Below are 16,563 nucleotides of genomic sequence, written 5' to 3'. Positions count from 1 at the left end.
GTTTGCGGCGATCGAGTGATGACCCTAGCGTGCAGGCTCGGATCTGGCGCACAGTGCCCGGTCGGTGGCGGTGGCAGACCCCTGCCCCGAAGCCTCATGCGGTCGGCCTGCGCACGTCCAGGGCGGGGTCGGCGTCCCACACCGTCAGCAGCGAGGCCGCCAGGTCTCCGCCGCCGGCGACCAGCACCATATCGCCGCCGCGCGGCACCGCCGAGGTGCCGGCCGCAGCGGTCAGCCGAGCCGTCAGGTCGGCGACGGTGGTGAAGAAACCGGCCTCTTCGCCCCAGGAGCCCTCCATGATCGCCCCCTGGTAGAGCGCGCGTACCGCTCGCGTCTGTCCGACCGCCAGCGTCTGGTCGACGGCCAGTCGCACCGCCTGGCGGCCGAGGAGGTCGTGGGCGACGCAGCGGGCGTTCTCATCCGCACCGGCTTCGGCGAGGTCACCGAAGATCGCCCAGGTACGACGATGCACGGTCTCATCGGTGCCGGGGGCGCGATGGGTGCTGCCGACACCCTCGTCGGCGGCGGCTGCGGCCAGCGTGCGCAACAGCGCTTTGGCCTGGTCGACGGTCGCTTCCGGGCCGGCCGTGAACACGGTCAGCACACGGTCGCCGGCGGCGGTCTGCCCGGCCGCGGCATCGAGCGCTTCGGCCAGCACTGCCCGGTCGTCGAACGGGTGCTTGTGCCCGGCGATCTCCTGGCCGGTCTCGTGACCCTTCCCCGCGATCAGGACGACGTCGCCGCTGCGGGCCCAGTCCACGGCCGCGGCGATCGCCGCCCGCCGATCCCCGACCTCGCGCACCTGCTCGGCTCGCCGCTGTCGGGACGGGACCTGCTCGGCACCGCCGCGTACCGCGGCCCGGATGGCCGCGGGGTCTTCGCTCCGCGGATTGTCGTCGGTGACGATCACCAGATCGGCCCCGCGTACGGCGGCCGCGCCCATCAGCGGACGCTTCTCGGTGTCCCGGTCCCCGCCGGCGCCCAGCACCACGGCGATGCGTCCGGACCCCTGTCCCGCCAGCGTCGCCAGCACTGCTTCGACGGCCGCCGGCTTATGGGCGTAGTCGACCACGGCCAGAAAATCCTGGCCGCAGTCCACTTTCTCCAGCCGCCCCGGAACGGCGACGTGGCCCAGTCCGGCGATCGCCGTGGGCACCGGCACTCCGGCGGTGGCCGCCAGCGCGACCGCCAACAGCGCATTGGCCACGTTGTAGGCACCCGGCAGCGGCACGGTCAGCACGTGCTCGGCACCGTCGGGCCCGGTCATCACCACCGTCTGTGAGCCGGCGTCGGCGGTCACTGTTCCGGTGATCGACCAGTCCGCCGCCCCGGTGGTCGACACGGTCGCACAGCGCTCGGCGCCGCCGCGCGCCAGCTGCGCCATCTGTTCGCCCCATGCATCGTCCACGCAGATGACCGCCGCCGCGGCATGCACCGGCGAGGCCGCATCGAACAGCGCCGATTTAGCGGTGAAGTACTCGTCCATCGTGTGATGGAAGTCCAGGTGGTCCTGGGACAGGTTGGTGAACCCGCCCACAGCGAATCGGGTGCCGTCGACCCGGCCGAGGGCCAGTGCGTGGCTGGAGACCTCCATCACCACGGTGTCGACGCCGCGCTCGAGCATCACCGCGAACAGCCGCTGCAGATCCGGCGCCTCGGGGGTGGTCAGCAGGCTGGGCACGCGCACGCCGTCGATCCGGACCTCCACCGTGCCGATCAGCCCGACCGTGCGGCCGGCCGCGCGCAGGGCGGCCTCGGTGAGATAGGCGGTCGTGGTCTTCCCGGACGTGCCGGTGATCCCGATCAGGGTCAGCTGCCGGGAAGGGTCGCCGTAGATGCGGGCCGATACGCCACCGAGGATCCGGCGCGGATCGTCGTGCACCAGCACCGCAACGTCAGCGGTGGCCGCCTCTGCGCGCAGCCGCGTCAGGCCCTGGGCATCGGTCAGGATCGCCACTGCGCCTCGTTCGACGGCCTCAGCGGCGAAGTCGGCGCCGTGGCTGCGGCTTCCGGCCAGCGCCGCGAAGAGATCGCCGGGACCGGCATCCTGGGCCCGCAGGGTGACGCCGTGGACCGTCCGGTCACTGCCGATCAATTCCGCCCCGGAGAGCACTGCCAGTTCCGTCAGGTCCGTGCCGATCGGCCGGTCGGGCCGCACCAGAGTCTGTCCGGTCTCCTCTGCCACCCTGCTCGACCCCTTCCGATCATCGCCGCCGGTCCACCTCGGACCTGCGCTACGGCACTACCCTAATCCCACCGCAGCCGGATTCAGGTGCGCAGCTTCTACCCTTGCAGCTTCATCCGCGGCGCGGGCTGAGCCGAGTGCGGAACCTTCTCGTGCTGCAGGAGCCACGAGCCGATCGTCTTGAACAGGGGCGCCGCCGACTGGCCGCCGCTGCCGTCGGTGCTGCGCACCGGGTTGTCGAGCATGATGCCGATCACGTACCGCGGCGCATCCGCCGGGGCGATTCCGGCGAAGGTGACGTTGTACTCGGATTTGGAATAGCAGTTGCACGCCGGATCCACCTGCTGGGCGGTGCCGGTCTTGCCCGAGGTCTGATAGCCGTCGATCGCGCCTTTGGCGCCGGTACCGTTCTGCACCCCCATCGGATCGTCCTGCATGGTGGCACGGAACATCTCCCGGACCGTGCGCGCGGTCGCCGGGCTGACCACGGTCACCGGTTCGGCCTTGCTGAAGCCGGCGCCGTGCTCGGAGCCGTCGGCCACCAGGATCCGCGGCGGCACCCGCACGCCGTCGTTGGCGATGGCCTGGTACATGGAGGTCATCTGCAGCAACGACATCGACAGACCCTGCCCGATGGGCAGGTTGGCGAACGAACCGCCGGACCATTGACTCAGTGCCGGCACCGCACCACCGCTCTCGGCCGGCAGTCCGACACCGGTGCGCTCGCCGAGACCGAATGCGGTCAGCATGTCGGCGAACCGCTTCTCGCCCACCTTCTGCGCCAGCATCAGGGTGCCGACGTTGGATGATTTGCCGAAGATTCCGGTGGTGGTGAACGGTACGACACCGTGGTCCCACGCATCCTTGACCGTGATGCCGGACATCTGGATCGAGCCGGGCACCCGGTGCACCTCCTGCGGTGTGGTCAGGCCGTATTCGATGGCGGCAGAGGCGACTACCAGCTTGTTCACCGAGCCCGGCTCGAACGGCGAGGTGACCGCCCGGTTACCCAGGTCCGCATCGCGCTGTTCGCTGAGCGGGCGCGCGGCGTTGAACGTGCTGTCGTTGGCCATCGCCAGCACCTCCCCGGTCTGGGCATCCAGGACCACCGCCGATGCGTTCTGCGCACCAGATGCCTGCTTGGCCGCATTGACCTGCGCCTGGACGAACCACTGGATGTCGGCGTCCAGGGTCAACCGCACGGTGCGCCCGTCGATGGCCGGGTGCACATTGCGTTTGCTGCCGGGGATGATCGCGCCGTCCGAACCACGATCGATCGTCTCGGTGCCGTCCATGCCCGCCAGGATCGGATCCAGCGACGATTCCAGCCCGATCAGGCCGTTGCCGTCGAAGTTCACATCGCCGACCACGTTGGCGGCCAGCGCCCCGCCCGGATAGATCCGGATCGACTGCGGATCCGCTCCGACCTCGGGGAACTCGGCGGTGATACTCGCGGCCGTCTCCGGGCTCACCGAGCGGGCCAGATAGACGAAGTAGTCCTCGGAGGTCAGTTTGGCCAGAACGTCGTCGGACGAGATCGATTCGCCGAGCCGGCTGGAGACGCCGTCGGCGATCTGCTTCAGCCGTGTGTCCACGTCGGGCAGGGCGGGGTTCTTGTGCCGTTCCGCGGCGATCGCCTTGCGCACCGCACGCGGCAGAAAGGTCAGTGAGCGGGCCTCGCCGGTGTAGGCCAGCGGCTGCCCGTTGCGATCCAGAATCGCTCCGCGCTTGGCGTAGAGGGTGACTGTGTCTTCACGCTGCTGAGCAGCCTGCTCGGCCAGGTTCTGCGAATCGATGATGTTGATCCACACCAGTCGGCCGGCGACGGCGACCGCCAGAACGACGGCGAGCACGATCAGGACTCGCACGCGTCCCAGGAACCGGCGCGGTGGCAGATCCGGACCGCTGGGCTCGACGGGAGCCGTCCGGGTCAGCGAGGGAGGAGCGGTCATGGTGCTGTTCATCCTCTCCTCTCTCAGCGTGTGGACGGGTTATTGCGGTTCGGCGTGGCGGCCGAGCGCGGCAGAACGTTGGGTTCCGGCTTCGGCGTCGTCGCTTCGGGTGCGGTCACCGTCGGCGACGCCGGCGCGGTCTGTCCCGTGGTCTCCGGCGCAGCCGGGGTCTGCGGGCTGCCGGGCCGGTCCTGCGACTGCGGGCCCTCCGCCCCGGGCGTCTGCGGTTGCGGCTTCTCCGGTTGCGGTGTGGCCGGCGGCGGGGGTGTGCCGCCGAGTCCGCCGGAGTCGTCGACCTTGCTCACATCGATCTGCTGCACCGGATCCGGCGCCGGGTTCAGCGAGCCCAGCCGGCGACCCTCGGCCGGGGTCAGCTGCCCGCGCAGCCGCCCCTTACCGTCGACGCCGACCACCAGATGGGCCGGATCGGTGGCCGGCACCATGCCCAGGCGGGCAGCCTTATCGGCCAGCTCGGGCGCTGAATCACCGGAGTCGGCGGTGCGTTTGAGGTCGTTGCGTCGCTCGGTCAGCAGCCGATGCTCCTGGCGGACCGATTCGAGGGCATAGGAGTCCTGCGCGGCCTTGGTCGACAGATACAGGGTCATCCCAAGCGCGCCGATCACCAGCAGCACCACGGGGACGATGAACGGCACATTGGCCAGCCCGGTGAAGACACCGGAGGGCGCCGAGGGCACCGGTCGGTCACCGCTGCGCCGCGGACGACGCTGCCGCACGACCGGCTCGGCCGCAGTCTGTGCCGGACGGCGTGTCCGGGTGCGCCCCGGGGCCGAACGCAGATCCGACGGGGGCGCCTGTGTGCTCCGGCGCCGCCGGGTCGCCGGCCGATCGTCCAGAAGTGTCATCGCTGGTCCCCCTTGCGGCCCTGGATGTTCTGTGGTTCGGAGATTCGTTCGATGGCCCGCACGCGGACCGGTGCACTGCGCGGATTCTCCCGGCGCTGCCGCTCATCGGCCTGCTCCGCACCCCGTGTGACCAGAGCGAACTGCGCGGCTGTACCGGGAAGATCCATCGGCAGACCGGCCGGGGTCGTATTGCGGACCGCCTGGGCGAAGTCGCGTTTGACGATGCGATCTTCCAGCGACTGGTAGCTCATCACCGCCAGCCTCCCGCCGACCGCCAGCAGGTCCAGCGCCACCGGGACCACGGCGCGCAGGGAATCCAGCTCGCGGTTCACTTCGATGCGCAGAGCCTGAAAGGTACGTTTGGCCGGGTGCCCACCCGTGCGGCGCGTGGCAGCCGGGATGGTCGCATACAGCAGCTCCACCAGTCGGCCACTGGTGGTGAACGGCTCTTGCTCTCGCGCCCGCAGCACCGCCGAAGCGATCTTCCCGGCAAAGCGCTCCTCGCCGTACTCGGCCAGCACTCGGGCCAGCGCGCCGTGGTCGTAGGTGTTGAGGACATCAGCGGCGGTGAGCGGGTCATCGGCGTTCATCCGCATATCCAGCGGCGCGTCGGTCGCATAGGCGAAACCGCGCTCGGCCTGATCCAGTTGCATCGACGACACTCCCAGGTCCAGGAGGATCCCCTGGACGCTCGCCAGTCCGGCCTCGGCCGCGACACGGTCGAGTTCGTCGTAACGGGCATGGTGCAGCGCGATGCGCTCACCCAGCGGAGCCAGTCGCGCACCGGCAATGGCCAGTGCGTTCTCATCGCGATCGATGCCATGGATGGTCAGGCCGGGAAGCCTGGTGGCGAAGTACTCGGTATGCCCGCCGGCGCCCAGGGTTCCGTCGATCAGGACTGCGCCGGCACCGGTCGGATCGTTCCGGGTCAGCGCCGGGGCCAGCAGTTCGAACATCCGCTCGGCCATGACCGGCACGTGGCCGTATTCGCCGGCGGAGTGTGCTCGGGCCCCAGACTCGTCCGACCAGCTACCGGCTCCGTCGGCCGAAGGAGGAACGGTCATCGCCTCTGCCTGTCTGTCGCTGCCGGGTCGGTTCGGGTCATGGTTGCCGGCCGCGGCCGGTGAGTCGGAGTGGAGAAAAGGAGACTGCGGTGAGGCGGGGTCCCCGCCCGAGTCGCACCTGGCGTTGGGGAAGTACGTCAGGGTCGGCCGGGCCGAGGCCTCGCCTCACCGCAGCAGTCCAGTTCTTCACTTGTCGTTAGATGATCGCGTCCAGGGCCGCCGAGCCACCGGCTGCGAAGGCCTCCGAATGCTCGTCCTGGTACTCCGCCCACCGGGCGGCGTCCCAGATCTCGAGGTGGTCGTACTGACCGGTGACCACGCACTCCTTTGTCAGGTGTGCCCAGTCACGCAACCGCGGAGACAGGTGCACCCGCCCCTGCCCATCGAGGTTCTGCTCGTCGGCGCCCGAGAGCAGCAGCCGGACAAAAGCTCGCGCTTCGGGATCGTTGCGCGAGGCCTCGTTGGCCCGCCTGGCCGTGGCCTCGAACTCCTCGGCCGGGTACACCGACAGGCTGTGATCCAGGCCTTGTGTGACCATGACCCCTCCTGACAGTGCGTTCCGGAATTTCGCCGGCAACGTGAGCCGGCCCTTGTCGTCGATCTTTGGGGTGTAAGTGCCGAAGAAAGCAGCCACTCCGTCACCTCCTACCCCGGTATCGGCCTGGCGGTTCCGGATCCCCCCCGGGTCGATGTGGACCACATTACCCCACTTTGCTCCACTTTCCACCCCCGGCGCCCCACTTCACTCCCACAAAGAGGAAACCCCCAGGTAAAAGGCATGAATCTTTAGATATTTCGCGGAGCGCCGACCATCGCAACGGCGTGTCCCGGGGCATTCGTACGTGACTGAAACAAGCAAAAGTGGCTGGTGGGACTATTTCATGACGTTTAGTGGGGCAAAGTGGGGAACCCAGGTGGGGAGAAGTGGGGCCACCGGCCAGATGGCGGCCGGCCGACGTGGGGCACGGTGGGGCAAACCCCGGTGCCGGACCAGTCCCCCGTCCGCCCAGCCACGCGACCAGTGCCCTCGCCGATCTCCACAGCGACGGGCACGCCGCAGCCATGAGTGCGCCGCAGCGCCACAGCTGACGCTGCGCAGAGCGCACCGCCGAAAGAAGAGCCCGGCGAAAGGAAGGACGGCCGAACACGGAGCGTCCCCGGCCGAGAGACCGGGCCCGCGGGCGGGAGCGGCAGACAGCAAAGCGGGGGCCGTCCGCTCGATGAGAACGGACGACCCCCGCTTCAGGGATCAGAGAGCGGCATCGTCAGACACGGCCCGGGAGGCGGCGCACCGCCGGATGGCCGGGCGGTCAGTGACCGTCCTGATGGAAACGACGATTGAACCTGTCTTCCATCCGAGAGCTCAGCGAGCCACTGGAGGCGGACTTACCGCGTCCTGCACGGTCCTTCCGGCCACTGGGCACACCGTTGCGGGGACTGAGCAACAGCAGCAGCCCGCCGGCGAACATGACGAAGAAACCGACCAGGCTGACGATCTTCAGGTCTCCGATCGAGACGTTGATCATCAGACCGCTGATCAGCAGCGCCAGACCGACCAGCAGCAACAGAGCCGCCTGCCACTGACGTCGGGCGTTAGGGCGCCCCACTCGTTGCTTGCTGACGCTCGAGACGAACTTCGGGTCTTCGGCGTACAGCGCGCTCTCAATCTCGTCGAGCATTCGCTGCTCATGCTCCGAAAGCGGCACTGCGCTCCTCCCTCACTGTCAGCTGAGACGGCACCGACGCCGATCCGATACCGGCATCTACCCCATGATAGAAGCAGAATGCGCCGACGACCACCTTTACCCCCGACGATCCGGTCACGCTCCCGCCCCGAGGCCGTCGGAGACCGCCCCGGAAACGGACAGGCGCCCCTGCTCGTAGGCCAGCAGACTGGCGTCGGCGGCATCCAGGAACTCGGCGGCCCGGCGCTCGACCCGGGCACACAGGGTGTCGTCGACCTGCCGGACCAGACCCGCCTCCACCCGCGATCGCATCAGCGACAGCCCCCCGAAGTACTCGGCGAGCTCGGCGTATTGCGGGGCAACCGCCTTGACCCGACTCCAGGCATCCCGGGCGTTGCGGCGCCGGCGAACCGGACCCGGCGGCTCGTAGACCGCCAGGATCGCCCCGGCGGCCCGGATGGCCGCCAGATAGAACTGCCTGAACCGTTCAGCACCGTCGTCGGTGATACCGGCGGCATCGTCGAACAGCACTTCGGCCCGGTCGAGCAGGTCCCGGCTGCGGTGGACCAGGTGCGGGTCCACCGGATGCGACCGATTCGATCGCTTACTGTTCACCGGCCTGATATTCGTCGCCATGGCGCCGCTCCCTTCTGTTGAAGAGAACGTCTCATGACACTCTGACATTTCCGGCCGAGGCGGCGACGGGACCGGAGTCTTCCCCTCCGGATCCCGCCGCCACTCGCCATCGAACACAGGTTCGATGGCGATACTGTAGCCCTATCACTCAGGCCCGGGCAAGGCGCGCTAATCTCTGTCCGAACACGCCGGGACGACGAGGTAGGAGACGTGATGTCCGTTCGAGTCGTCCCGCTGCCTGCCACCGATGCCCGGGCCTGGATCGATCCGGCGGTGCACACGTACGTGACCGCGATGGACTACCCGCGGGGTACCGAGCACAGCCGCATCGGACTGTGGCGCGACCATCTGCGCCGGCCCGGGTGGACCGCGGTCGCCGCACTGTCGACCACCTCTCCGTCCGGGATGCCGCGCCCGTCGATGTCGCGCCTGCGGGTGAAAGCCTCCTGGGCCCGGGACGGCGAGATTCTGCTCGGTGTCGCCTACGGCTACACCGGGCGGTCCGATCAATGGTGGAATCGACAGCTGCGCGCGGGGTTGGCCGGGCGCGGCTACTCGGCCCAGCAGATCCGATCGATCACCGATGACTACTTCGAACTCACCGAATTGCATGTCCACCCGTCGGCGCAGGGCCACGGTCTGGGCGAAGCCCTGTTGACCACGCTGGTCCAGGACCGGCCCGAAGCCCGGGTGCTGCTGTCCACCCCGGAGGTCCAGGGCGAGGAGAATCGCGCCTGGGCGCTCTATCGGCGCATGGGATTCACCGATGTTCTGCGCGGGCACACGTTCACCGGCGACCCCCGGCCGTTCGCCTTCCTCGGCCGCCCGCTGCCGTTGATCGGCCCACCGCAGAACTGAGGCGGGCCGGCGGCGGCAGACACCGGCGTGGTGCTTCACTCCGAAACCACCGCCGCCTCTGGCACGATGGCACCGTGCGAAAACTCCGCTTCCCGATCGTGGCCGCCGTCGCCCTCCTGATGCTGATCCCGGTGCTCACCGGCTGCATGACGCGCTCGGAACACGTCGGTGACGAGTTCTCCGGGTTCGTGGTGGTCGCTGCCACGCCGAACACCGGTCCGGCAGCCCCGACCTTCGACGTCCCCGCGTCGATGGCCGGCTCGGTCGCGGTGACCCCGTTCCCCAGTGAGGGATCCACCGGTAACACCTCGAACGACGGCACCCCGACCTCGGTGACCGGCAAGGTCGGTTCGCGCTTGACCTTCACCAACCTGACGATCGGGCAGTTCTCGCAGCTCGGTGACATCGTCTCCAGTTCCCTGGATGCCGGCGCCACCATCGACCTGGGCGCCACCCGCAGCGGAGACATCGTGCGGTTGCGCGGCGGTGCGGCGCTGGCCGGGCTCTCCCCGCAGAACTACTATCTGTCGATCACCGTTCAGTTCGACGGCCGGATCGTGGCCACCAACGGCAACCTGTCCGGCGATTCCTCGGTCACCTGGGTGCCCGAACCGGGACAGAACGCCGAGTTCAACGCCGACGCGGAGTACCCGGATCCGGCTACCGCCGCCTTCCCCGGGTGGACGATCTTCCTCGTCCTGCTGTGCTTGATCATCGTGGCCGGGGTGGGGGCCATCGCCTACATGTACCGCGACCGCTCCCCGCGTTATGTCCCCAGCGCCGCCGAACGCGAGGCTGCGCTGCCCGCCGTCGTGGCCGCCCTGAAGTCCCGCACCAAACGGCGCGCAGGCGCCAAGGGCGAGTCTGCTTCGACCGGAGACAGCGAGGGCGTATCCGGCGACCGGGGTGAACCGGGCCGGGGTGAACCGGACTCGGCAGCCGACGAGGCCGCACCGCACCGATCCGGGCCGAAACAGACCGGACCGACACAGGGCACCGCCGACCAGTCGACGCCGGCCGACCACGATACGGCCGGGCCCAGCACGCCGACGGTCACAGCCGAGGGGTCGGGGACCGCAGGCCCGACGTCGTGACGGCGCCGACGCCTCGACGTCGAGCGACCGCCGCCGGTCGGACCGGCTGACATCGGACGGTCAGGCCGGGACGAGTGCACCCCGGGTGTCGACGCCGATCCGGTCGAGCACCTCACTGGTCGCCCGGGCGAAGTTCAGGGTGCAGAAGTGCAGACACGGGGCGCCCTCGGCGATCAGGCGCTCCGACATCTCGGTCGCCAGGTCGATGCCCACCGCCCGCACCGCGGCGCGGTCCTCTTCCGGGCCGGTTCCTGCCGCGGCGGCCAACCGGTCGGCCACCTTGTCCGGCAGCGCGCTGCCGGACAGTTCCATCATGCGCCGCACACTCTGCAGCGATGTGATCGGCATCAGGCCGGGGATGATGGGTTTTACACCCTGCTCAGGATCGGCCGCTACCACGCGATCGCGCAACCGCAGGTAGTGCTCGACGTCAAAGAAGATCTGCGTCACCGAGTATTCGGCGCCCGCACGCAGCTTGCGCACCAGGTTGCCGGTGTCGGCGGCCAGATTCGGCGCCCGGTGGTGGCCTTCGGGGAAGGATGCGACGCCGGTGTGGAAGTCCCCGAGCGAACCGATCAACTCCACCAGCTCACTGGCGTACTCCACGCCGTCGGGGTGCGCGACCCACTCACCCATCGGGCTACCGGGCGGATCGCCGCGCAGCGCCAGCAGATTCGTGATGCCCCTATCGGCGTACGAGCCGATCAGCCCGCGCAGCTCGTCGACGCTGTGGTCGACGGCGGTCAGGTGTGCCACGGTAGTCAGCGTGGTCGCCTCGGCCAGCTCCCCGGCGATGCGGACGGTGCGGTCGCGGGTGGACCCGCCGGCCCCGTAGGTCAGCGAGACGAAGGCAGGGTTCATTCGCTCGAAAACCCGGACGGCATGCCACAGCCGGGCTTCGTCGGCCTCGGTACGCGGCGGGAAGAATTCGACAGAGAACGGCACCGGACCGCTGTGCGGCTGGGCGATGGCCTCGACGACGGGCAACTGACCGCCGTGCTCAGAAACGACACTCACCCGGCTGATTCTACGGATCGCCGCACCGAACATCGATTCTGCGACGGGGTTTAACTCACCGGTCGGCATCGCCTTGACCAGGGCCGCCCGGTGCGCTAGACGCACATTCGACGCGCGGGAAGGCCGTCGAACGGCCCCGGTAGGCTTACCTGCGTGTTGAGTCAACAGCAGGTGCCCGGCGCCGTCGAGGCCGCCCTCCGGGACTTCTTCCGGGCTGGCCGGGCCGCGCTGGACCAGATCTCCCCGGTCGTCGCCCAAGCCGGCCGGGAGTTGGAGGATTTCGTCCTCGACGGCGGCAAGCGGATCCGTCCCCTGTGCGTGCACGCCGGATGGCAGTGCGCGGTGTCCGCTGCCGGACGCCCCACAAAGGACACCGAATCACTGATGGTGCGCACCGGTGCGGCGATCGAGCTGATCCAGGCGTGCGCGCTGGTGCACGACGACATCCTCGACCGCAGCGACACCCGCCGCGGCAACCCCACTGTTCACCGGCGTTTCCAGGCCCAGCACGAGCGCCTTGGATGGGGCGGTGATGCCGCCCATCACGGGAAATCCGTGGCGATCCTGCTCGGCGACCTCGCACTGTCGTGGGCCGACGATCTGGTCCACGGTTTCCGTCCGGGGCTGGATCTGCCGGCCCCGCCGGTGCTGCCGGTAGCCGCTGCAGCCCTGTGGTCCCGGATGCGCACCGAGGTCCTGGCCGGTCAGCTGCTCGACATTACCAACGAGGTGTCCGCCGACGAGACCGCCGACGCCGCCTACCGGGTGATGGAGTTCAAGACCGCCGCCTACACCGTCGCCCGGCCCCTCCAAATCGGGGTCGCGCTGGCCGGCGGTTCACCCGAGCTGTCCACCGCGCTGGGCCGCATCGGCGTCGGACTGGGACTGGCTTTCCAGTTGCGCGACGACCTGCTGGGGGTGGTCGGCGATCCTGCCCAGACCGGTAAACCCTCCGGCGACGACCTGGTGGCCGGCAAACGCACCGTCATCGTCGCGCTGGCCCTGGCGAACTCCGCTCCGCCGGCCGCCGATCGTCTGCGCGGCCTGCTCGGACGGAACCTATCGGCCACCGAACTGGCCGATGCCCGCGCGATTCTGGCAGACTCCGGTGCTCTGGCCGCCGTCGAAGAGCAGATCACCGGTCACCTGACCACCGCACTCGACGAGATCGACGATCTCGACATCTCCGCCGCCGCCCGCGCCGATCTGACCGCGCTGGCACACCGTATCGCCGACCGTCAGGCCTAGAGGACATTCGCGTTGACCACTGATCCGCACGTTATCGTCATCGGCGCCGGCCTGTCCGGGTTGGCTGCCGCCGCCCGGCTGCGGGGCCGCGGTTACGCGGTGACCGTCCTTGAGACATCACCGACTCCCGGCGGGATGGTCCGCACCGAAACCCTCACCGCGCCGGGTGGAACGCGCCACCGCTTCGACACCGGCGCCACGGTGCTCACGATGCCCGAGCTCATCGTCGGCCCGCTCACCGAGCTGGGGCTCGACCCGGCCGATGTTCTCGAGCGCCTGGCCCTGACCCCCGTCGACCCCGGCTACGTCATGAACTACGCCGACGGCACCAGCCTGGCGCTGCCGCGCAACACCGCCGACATCCCCGCCGCCGTGGCCCAGGCCTTCGGGCCGCGTGCCGCCCGCGGGGTCGATCAGCTGCTGGACTGGCTCCGGCAGGTCTACGACGCCGAGTTCGACGTCTTCATCGACCGCAACTACGGGGGTCTGCGTGATCTGACCGGTCCGCAGACCCGACAGGCGGCCAAACGACTGGTCCAGCTGCACACGCTCGGCGGCCTGACCGGTGCCGTCGCCCGGTTCGTCGACGACGAGCGGCTGCAGCGCGCCTTCACCTTCCAGGCCCTCTACGCCGGGGTCCCCCCGCATCGGGCCCGGGCGATCTACGCGATCATCGCCGATATGGACATCGGCCGCGGCCTGTCGGCCCCGGCCGGCGGTATGGGGCGCGTCGGCGAGGTGATGGCCACGGCGCTGGCCGAGGCCGGGGTCACGCTGACCTACGACACGACGGTCCGGGCACTGCTGCACGAGGGGCGCACCGTCAGCGGTGTGGTCACCGACACCGGACAGATGCTCCCCGCGGATGCGGTGGTGGCCACCGGCGAACGCGACCAGGTGGCCGCCCTGCTCGGACAGCGGCCACGTCGCCGGCTCACCTACTCCCCCAGCGCCGTGGTCGTGCACGGCCTGCTGCCCGAGGGCACCACGGCAGCGTGGTCGTCGGGCCATCACACCCTCGATTTCGGTGCGGCCTGGACCAAGACCTTCGCCGAGATCACCGGGCGGCGCGGCACACCGATGTCCGACGGTTCCTTCCTGATCACCCGCGGCGCCGCCAGCGATCGCCAGACCTTCATCGCCGACGGCCTCGAATCGGTGTCGGTGCTGGCGCCGACCCCCAACCTCGACAGCGCACCACTGGACTGGGACGCGGTGGCCCGGCCGTACGCCCAGGAGGTGCTGGGCACCCTGGCCGGCCGCGGATACGCCGGAATCGACGCGCTGCAGATGCTGCGGATCGACCATCCCCGCACCTGGGCGCGCACCGGCCTGCCCGCCGGCACCCCGTTCTCGGCCGCCCACACCGTCGCCCAGACCGGTCCGCTCCGCACCCGCAACACCTGGCCGGGTGTGGACAATCTCTTCTTGGCCGGCAGCGCCACCGTCCCCGGCGTCGGCATCCCACCTGTGCTGGTCTCCGGCGGCCTGGCGGCCGACCGGGTCAACGCCCGGTTGCCCCGGAGCGACCGGCGGTGAGCGTCCCACCTGCGGCCGCCCGGCTGCGCCGCCTGCATCCCGATGCGGTTCTCGGATTCTTCGGCGCACTCCTGTTCACCGTCGGCACCTACGGGCTGGCCGACATTCCGCGCAACGACTCAGCGTTGTCGGACCTGGGGCTGGCTCCGCTGACCTACGGGCACGGTAAGACTCTGGCCTGGCTGATCTTTTGGTGCGGCGCGGCCCTGATGGTGATCGCCTGGGTCCGTATCGGACGTGCCCTGTACCAGCGCACCTGCACACTGGATCTGCGCGGTGCCCGCTGGACGGTGATCGCCTGGGCCGCACCGATGGTCGTCGCGATCCCGGTGTTCAGTCGCGACGTCTACGCCTATCTCGGGCAGGCGATGCTCCTGGCGCAGGGCTTCGACCCGTACCACGACGGGCCCGCCCACCATCCCGGTCCGATCGTCGACTCGATGGCGCAGATCTGGGCACCGACCACCTCCCCGTACAGTCCGGCGTTCCTGCTGATCGTCCGAGGCGTGGTCGGGGTGGCCGGGGAGAACGTCTGGCTCGGGGTGTTGCTGATGCGGCTGGTGCTGCTGATCGGCCTGATCCTGTGCCTGTGGGCGCTGCCGGTGCTGGCCGCCCGGTTCGGCGCCTCCACCCGCACCGCGCTGTGGCTGGTTCTGCTCAACCCGATGCTGCTGGGCCACCTGGTGGCCGGGGCGCACCTGGAACTGTTGATGATGGGGCTGCTGGCCGCCGGGATCGCCGTCGCTGTCACCGGCCGGCCAGCCGGCGGACTGGTGATCCTGGGCCTGGCCGCCTCGATCAAGATCACCGCGGCGATCGCCGTCCCGTTCGTCGTCTGGATCTGGCTCGACCAGTTGCGCCGACAACGGCTCGTCCGGCCGGCCGAACGAATCGGCGTGTTCGCCGCGACCGCAGTGATTCCGGCGGCGGTCTTCGGCGTGTTCACACTGCTCCTGGGGCTCGGTGTCGGCTGGATCAACGGTCTGTCGTGGGCCTCGCGCATCATCAACCCGTTCACGATTCCGACGCTGGCAGGCCACGTGGTCACCTATATCGCCGCCCCGTGGCAGGTCTGGAATCTGCAGGAGGTCCTGCCGGTGACCCGTGCCATCGGCCAGGTGGTGCTGGTGGTGCTGCTGGTCTGGTTGTGGTGGCGTTTCCGGGCCGACTCGCGCACGGCCGTCGCGGGGGCGGCCTGGGCGATGCTGGCGCTGCTGCTCCTGGAACCGTCCACCCTGCCCTGGTACTACGTGTGGACGCTGGTGCCGGCGGTCGCCTTCGACCTGCCCCTGTGGACCCGCCGGATCGTTGTGGGGGTCAGCGTCTACTTCCTGATCGTCTTCCAGCCCGACGACTCGATCCTGTTCTACAAGCCGGTCGAGACACTGATCGCCGTGGCCCTGGCCGCACTGGCCGCGGTCTCGCTGGGCACCGCCGACCCACTGCGTCTGCACCGGGTCCGGAACTGGGCTTTCGCCCGCACTCCGGCACCTGCCGCCCCACCTTCTGCCGCCCCGCCTCCTCCGGTCTCGTCCGATGCCTGAGACCGGCTACCGGCTGGCCCGCACGCTGACCGCCCACGCCGGCCGCACCTACTATCTGGCCTCGGGGCTGCTGCCGGCCCGCCAGCGCCGCGGTGTTTTCGCGCTCTACGGGTTCGCCCGCACCGTCGACGATGTGGTCGACGGCGACGCCGATCCGGCGGCCGCCGCCGCAGCCCTGGACGCGCTGGAATCGGGGCTGCATGCGGCCCTGGCGGGACGAGACCCCGTGCCCGGTTCGCCTGCGGACGCTCTCACCGGGGCGCACCACCACCTGCTGGCCGCGCTGGCCGATACCGTGCACTCCTTCGGAATCGATCCGGCCACCTTCACCGCGTTCCTGCATTCGATGCGGATGGATGTGCCCGGGACGGCGGAGTTCCGCAGTCGCTACGCCGACCTGACCGAGCTGGGCGAATACACCTACGGCTCGGCTGCGGTGATCGGGCTGCAGATGTTGCCGATCCTCGGTGCCGCACCCGACGGCCCGCTGGCTCCGGGTGCTGCGCTGCTCGGTGAGGCCTTCCAACTCACGAACTTCCTGCGCGATGTGGGTGAAGACCTTTCCCGCGACCGCATCTACCTGCCCGCCGACCAGCTGGCCGCCTTCGGCGTCGACGAGGCGTTGCTGCGCGCCGATGCGCGGGCACGCCGATCGAGCCCGCCGCTGCGACGCGCGCTGGCGCACCTGATCTGCCTGAATCGGGACCTGTACCGGCGTACCGCACCGGCCATCGCCGGCCTACCGCCCCGGACGCGCCCGGCGATCGCGGCCGCCGCAGTGTCCTACAGCGGCATTCTCGACCAGATCGAGGAGTCCGACTACCAGGTGTTCGCGCGCCGTGCGGTGGTGCCGACGCGGCGCCGGCTGCGCCAGGCCG

Annotated in this window: 14 protein-coding genes; 6 read left to right on the top strand and 8 right to left on the bottom strand. The window is 69.7% G+C overall.

Annotation, left to right across the window (positions count from 1 at the left end; translation table 11 throughout):
• Positions 1-94 precede the first annotated feature (94 nt).
• The 7 genes from GOHSU_RS00235 to GOHSU_RS00205 all read right to left on the bottom strand — a co-directional run bounded on the left by GOHSU_RS00235 (position 95) and on the right by GOHSU_RS00205 (position 8,364).
• Entirely contained in the window at positions 95-2,185 is a 2,091-nt protein-coding gene (locus tag GOHSU_RS00235; protein ID WP_005935074.1) for a UDP-N-acetylmuramoyl-L-alanyl-D-glutamate--2,6-diaminopimelate ligase, read from the bottom strand.
• A 98-nt stretch (positions 2,186-2,283) separates the two neighbouring features.
• Positions 2,284-4,137 (bottom strand): peptidoglycan D,D-transpeptidase FtsI family protein, encoded by a 1,854-nt coding sequence (locus GOHSU_RS00230; RefSeq protein WP_245551658.1) that lies wholly within the window; start codon positions 4,135-4,137, stop codon positions 2,284-2,286.
• Positions 4,138-4,160: 23 nt separating this feature from the next.
• The gene (ftsL, locus tag GOHSU_RS00225; protein WP_005935070.1) at positions 4,161-5,000 is read right to left on the bottom strand and encodes a cell division protein FtsL; all 840 of its coding nucleotides are present in this window, start codon (positions 4,998-5,000) and stop codon (positions 4,161-4,163) included.
• Positions 4,997-6,064, bottom strand: coding sequence for a 16S rRNA (cytosine(1402)-N(4))-methyltransferase RsmH (gene rsmH, locus GOHSU_RS00220; RefSeq protein WP_005935068.1), 1,068 nt, complete (start codon positions 6,062-6,064; stop codon positions 4,997-4,999). The genes ftsL and rsmH overlap by 4 nt, the downstream gene beginning before the upstream one ends.
• A gap of 196 nt (positions 6,065-6,260) precedes the next feature.
• Complete coding sequence (mraZ, locus tag GOHSU_RS00215) at positions 6,261-6,698, bottom strand: division/cell wall cluster transcriptional repressor MraZ (protein ID WP_024332655.1); 438 nt, start codon at positions 6,696-6,698, stop codon at positions 6,261-6,263.
• Between the two features lie 676 nt (positions 6,699-7,374).
• Complete coding sequence (locus tag GOHSU_RS00210) at positions 7,375-7,770, bottom strand: SCO2097 family morphological protein (protein ID WP_024332654.1); 396 nt, start codon at positions 7,768-7,770, stop codon at positions 7,375-7,377.
• A gap of 114 nt (positions 7,771-7,884) precedes the next feature.
• A complete protein-coding gene (locus GOHSU_RS00205; RefSeq protein WP_245551657.1) occupies positions 7,885-8,364 on the bottom strand; it encodes an SAV_6107 family HEPN domain-containing protein in 480 nt (159 codons plus the stop codon).
• Positions 8,365-8,598: 234 nt separating this feature from the next.
• On the opposite strand from GOHSU_RS00205, the gene GOHSU_RS00200 reads away from it, so the two are divergent.
• Together GOHSU_RS00200 and GOHSU_RS00195 are read left to right on the top strand one after the other, a co-directional pair.
• Positions 8,599-9,243, top strand: a complete 645-nt coding sequence (locus GOHSU_RS00200; protein WP_005935060.1) for a GNAT family N-acetyltransferase — start codon at positions 8,599-8,601, stop codon at positions 9,241-9,243.
• A 74-nt stretch (positions 9,244-9,317) separates the two neighbouring features.
• On the top strand, positions 9,318-10,337 hold the full coding sequence (locus tag GOHSU_RS00195) for an LppM family (lipo)protein (RefSeq protein WP_005935058.1): 1,020 nt from the start codon (positions 9,318-9,320) through the stop codon (positions 10,335-10,337).
• Between the two features lie 60 nt (positions 10,338-10,397).
• On the opposite strand, the gene metF is transcribed toward GOHSU_RS00195, so the two are convergent.
• A complete protein-coding gene (gene metF, locus GOHSU_RS00190; protein WP_005935056.1) occupies positions 10,398-11,459 on the bottom strand; it encodes a methylenetetrahydrofolate reductase [NAD(P)H] in 1,062 nt (353 codons plus the stop codon).
• A 48-nt stretch (positions 11,460-11,507) separates the two neighbouring features.
• On the opposite strand from metF, the gene GOHSU_RS00185 reads away from it, so the two are divergent.
• The 4 genes from GOHSU_RS00185 to GOHSU_RS00170 form a co-directional block, all read left to right on the top strand.
• Positions 11,508-12,602, top strand: coding sequence for a polyprenyl synthetase family protein (locus GOHSU_RS00185; protein ID WP_005935054.1), 1,095 nt, complete (start codon positions 11,508-11,510; stop codon positions 12,600-12,602).
• Between the two features lie 12 nt (positions 12,603-12,614).
• Entirely contained in the window at positions 12,615-14,141 is a 1,527-nt protein-coding gene (gene crtI / locus GOHSU_RS00180) for a phytoene desaturase family protein (protein WP_005935052.1), read from the top strand.
• On the top strand, positions 14,138-15,685 hold the full coding sequence (gene mptB / locus GOHSU_RS00175) for a polyprenol phosphomannose-dependent alpha 1,6 mannosyltransferase MptB (RefSeq protein WP_005935049.1): 1,548 nt from the start codon (positions 14,138-14,140) through the stop codon (positions 15,683-15,685). The genes crtI and mptB overlap by 4 nt, the downstream gene beginning before the upstream one ends.
• Positions 15,678-16,563: phytoene/squalene synthase family protein (locus GOHSU_RS00170; protein WP_005935047.1), on the top strand; the 886-nt coding region annotated here is incomplete at its 3' end. The genes mptB and GOHSU_RS00170, both read left to right, overlap by 8 nt.

Source organism: Gordonia hirsuta DSM 44140 = NBRC 16056 (genome assembly GCF_000333015.1).
Taxonomy (GTDB): Bacteria; Actinomycetota; Actinomycetes; order Mycobacteriales; family Mycobacteriaceae; genus Gordonia; species Gordonia hirsuta.
Note: the sequence above shows the minus strand (reverse complement) of the source record. Positions and strands in the feature narration are given on the sequence as shown.